Source organism: Empedobacter falsenii (assembly GCF_019308355.1).
Classification (GTDB): Bacteria; Bacteroidota; Bacteroidia; order Flavobacteriales; family Weeksellaceae; genus Empedobacter; species Empedobacter falsenii_B.
The window spans coordinates 1-3,472 of the sequence record NZ_JAAGKM010000083.1 but is presented as its reverse complement, the minus strand read 5'-3'; the positions used below and the strand labels follow the sequence as shown (position 1 = coordinate 3,472).

Here is a 3,472-nt window from a genome sequence, read left to right as displayed (position 1 = left end):
TTGCCTTGATTTTGTTTTGATAAGATCTTGACGATCTGAACTTCTGTAAAATTGCTTTGTTTCATAATTATCCCTAAGTTAATAAACTATATTTTTAAACGTTCCGTTTTTTAGGGAAGATTACAATCTAAAATACGACCTGATATCATTCTAAAATGTAAAGAATCTCAAGAGAATTACGTCTTAGATACGAAATGGAAGAATCTTAACGGTTACAATCCATCGCCTGAAGATCTTCGTCAGATGTATGTATATCATCGATTTTATCAAGCTAAGAAAGTAGCACTTGTCTATCCTTCTGACCAGCATTCAATTCAGAAAGGAAATTACTTTAGTTCTGAAAATCATTTAGAAATGTCTGATAAAGAATGTAGCATAATGCAAATTGCAACATCAACGGATATTAAAACTTGGCAAGAGGAGATTGGAAATCAGATTAATTCTTTATTAGATTGATAATAACGTCCGTTATTTCATACAAAAACTTATAATTTGTGTAGAATAACGGACATTTATTTATCCTTTACTTTCTTAACTCTAAATTTAATCGTTTTAACCTTCGCTGATAATTTTGCAAATAATTACGTTTTAACTTATCAGATAAAAACGATTTATTGATTAAATCTTCCACTTGATCTTCTTTCGAAGTTAGATTTTGAAGAACTTTAGCAATAGTTTTCTCTGTCATTTCAGCTTTCTCTCCTAAAATAAATAATTGGTCTATTATTTTACCTTTTGAGATTGATTTTGGTAATAATCCTTCTTTTAATGCAAAATCTGCATCGTCAATATGAATTTTGGTATTCAATAAATCATATGCTGGACTTAATTTAAAATCTCCTTGCTGAGTTTCTATCAACGAAAAATTCTTTAAATGTGCATCTCCATTAGAAAACAGATAATTGAAAACAATCAAAGCGAATAACTTTGGAGTTTCTACTTTCCAAGCAGGGACATATTTTTTCAAGGCTTCAAATAATTCGAGATAATTTCCTTCATACTTGTATTGTTCCCCATCAGTTGCAGGAGATTTCCCTAATAAAGAAGCAAAATCTTCCACAGCTAACTTATCTCCAATTTCATTGTAATCAAATCGTTTAGTAAGATACGCTGGACTTCCATCTTTAAAAAACACCAATGCATTATCAGCCGTTTCAATTTTAAAAATTTGTTTAGCGATTTGCATCGTTAAATGTTCATTTGCTGGTGCAAATTCACTATTTTTTGGTAAATCAGAAATCGGTTTCAGTATATATTGACCGCTTTCCTTTTCATTCGTTAATCGTAATTCATTTCCATCAAGAATTAAAGAATATTTCTCTTGAAAACCTGAAATAGAAATATGTGTTTGATTTTGGTTAAAACTACTTTTATCCTTACGATCAGTTGGCGAAGTATAATTTAAAATTGGATCGACTTTTTTTCCTTTAAACATCTTCTTTACTACAGTAGAACTGTAGGTATTAAAATTTTCTTTTAAAGAACCTGGGCAATTATTTAATTCTATTTTCATTTTACATTCTTTCTATTGTTACTGCACCTACTGTATCTACTTTCGATGCTTGTAATAATATTCCAAAAGCATCATCTTCATCAATCTTATATGTTTTACAAATCATTCGTTTATTTACACCTTCAGGTAATAGATGATAGAAAAAAGGAAATAATGATTCTGATTCGAATTCAATTTGATTTTTAGGCAATGTTAAACTGACTGATGGTTTAGAATCATCTGATAACCAATTTTCATTATAGATAAAATGAAAGCGACCATTATCCAATTGCGTTAGAACTCCTGCCCTTTCTCCTTTATATAAAATTTGAGCAATTCTCATGATTCAATTGTTTTAACCTCTAATTTAATTTCTAATCCTAAGGCATCACATAATTTTTGTAATGTTTCTAAAGTTGGATTACCTTTTCCACTTTCAAATTGTTTTAATGTTCGTAAACCTACACCCGAAATATCTGCTAATGTTTCTTGTGATATCGCTAAAACTTTACGACGTTCTTTTATCTGTTCGATTAATAATAGTGTCATATAAAGCACTTTTAATGTAAATTTAGAAAGAAATTAGATATAAAACAAGAAAAGTGCATTATATTGCACTTTTTAAGATTTAATATAAGTTTTGAATATAATAATCATCAATTAGTGCCATATATTGCACTTAATAAATCTTAATTTGAAAACAGAACTAAATAATGGGGAGGTTAGATGGATTTGAAAAAGCTAACCCAAGCTATATTTGTAAACTTATACACTTTAAAAGACAGTGCATTTTTAAAGAAATAGGCCAAAAAAACGTGAAAGATGAATTCATAAATCTAATACATTCTACTGTGCTACAATTAAATAATGTAGTCATTCAAAAAACAATTAAAGTACACCCCTAGGTTTACAAGATGATCTTTTCAAACTAGCAGCAGATGATGAGTTTGGTAGAAAATTACAAGATATAGAATTACTATAATTACATTTTTAAAATTAAATTTTGTCACAAATTTTCACTAAATTTGTGACATAAAATTAACCAAAAACAAAATGAAATCAGCTAAATATCAAATAGAAACAAAGATTTCAAAATCATCTTTTGGCGAAATATTTTTTTTAGATGATTTCTCAAAATATGGCTCTTCAGATAACATCCGTAAAGTACTTTCTCGTTTAGAAAAAGAAGGTTTAGTTGAGCGTTTAGCTCAAGGTATTTATCTTAAACCTAAAAAAGATCCGTTGTTAGGTACTATTTATCCCACAACTGAAGAAATAGCGAAACAAATCGCACAACGAGATAAGGCACGTATTTCTCCCTCAGGAGTTTTGGCTTTATATTTATTAGGATTAGCAACTCAGGTTCCTTTAAAAGCTGTATATCTAACTGATGGATCACAACGCGAAATAAGAATAGGAAATCGTACCATTCAATTAAAAAAAACAGTTCCTAAAAGCTTTGCCATCAAAGATGAATTATTACACTTAATTGTTCAGGCTTTTAAAGAAATAGGTCAAAAAAACGTGACAGATGAATTCTTAATTCAAATACAACCTAACGTGCAACAATTAAATAATGAAGTGGTTCAAAAACAATTAAAGTACGCTCCTGTTTGGATTCAAAAACAAATTATTAATATCATTAAAGAGCAAAACAAATCAAGAATTATTTAATCAGTAATATTAAATTGTAATAAATACGATTGATTCTTTTATCGGATATTGCTAATATTTCGTTAAAATATGAATACTTTTTGTACACCAATAGTACACCACACTCCCCTACACTATTGATAAATAAAGGCTTTTATACTTTCTGCATCTGGAAGTAACACTTATTAAAAATTATGTTATGTCGTACTTCATGACTTCGTAGACTTTAAATATAATTATTTTAGTTTTAATTTTAGTATTTCATAAGGAGTTTTTCCTTTAAAAGATCCATGTGGTCTATTGAAATTATAAAAATTTTCCCATTGT

At 28.5% G+C, this 3,472-nt stretch carries 5 protein-coding genes; 2 read left to right on the top strand and 3 right to left on the bottom strand.

Annotated features, from left to right (window positions below):
• The first annotated feature begins 132 nt into the window (after positions 1–132).
• Positions 133–456 carry a 5-methylcytosine restriction system specificity protein McrC gene (locus tag G0Q09_RS14715; RefSeq protein ID WP_371875748.1) on the top strand — a complete coding sequence of 108 codons (324 nt, stop codon included), beginning with the start codon at positions 133–135 and terminating at the stop codon, positions 454–456.
• 67 nt (positions 457–523) lie between these two features.
• Here the strand turns inward: G0Q09_RS14715 and G0Q09_RS14710 are convergent, their stop codons facing one another.
• The 3 genes from G0Q09_RS14710 to G0Q09_RS14700 are packed head-to-tail and all read right to left on the bottom strand — an operon-like array spanning position 524 to position 2,041.
• Positions 524–1,513, bottom strand: a complete 990-nt coding sequence (locus tag G0Q09_RS14710; RefSeq protein WP_257468300.1) for a type II toxin-antitoxin system HipA family toxin — start codon at positions 1,511–1,513, stop codon at positions 524–526.
• A 1-nt stretch (position 1,514) separates the two neighbouring features.
• Entirely contained in the window at positions 1,515–1,835 is a 321-nt protein-coding gene (locus G0Q09_RS14705; RefSeq protein ID WP_219035451.1) for a HipA N-terminal domain-containing protein, read from the bottom strand.
• Positions 1,832–2,041 (bottom strand): helix-turn-helix transcriptional regulator, encoded by a 210-nt coding sequence (locus G0Q09_RS14700; RefSeq protein WP_219035450.1) that lies wholly within the window; start codon positions 2,039–2,041, stop codon positions 1,832–1,834. Before G0Q09_RS14700 ends, G0Q09_RS14705 begins: the two co-directional genes overlap by 4 nt.
• A 504-nt stretch (positions 2,042–2,545) precedes the next feature.
• On the opposite strand from G0Q09_RS14700, the gene G0Q09_RS14695 reads away from it, so the two are divergent.
• The gene (locus G0Q09_RS14695; RefSeq protein ID WP_219035449.1) at positions 2,546–3,166 is read left to right on the top strand and encodes a DUF6088 family protein; all 621 of its coding nucleotides are present in this window, start codon (positions 2,546–2,548) and stop codon (positions 3,164–3,166) included.
• Positions 3,167–3,472 lie beyond the last annotated feature (306 nt).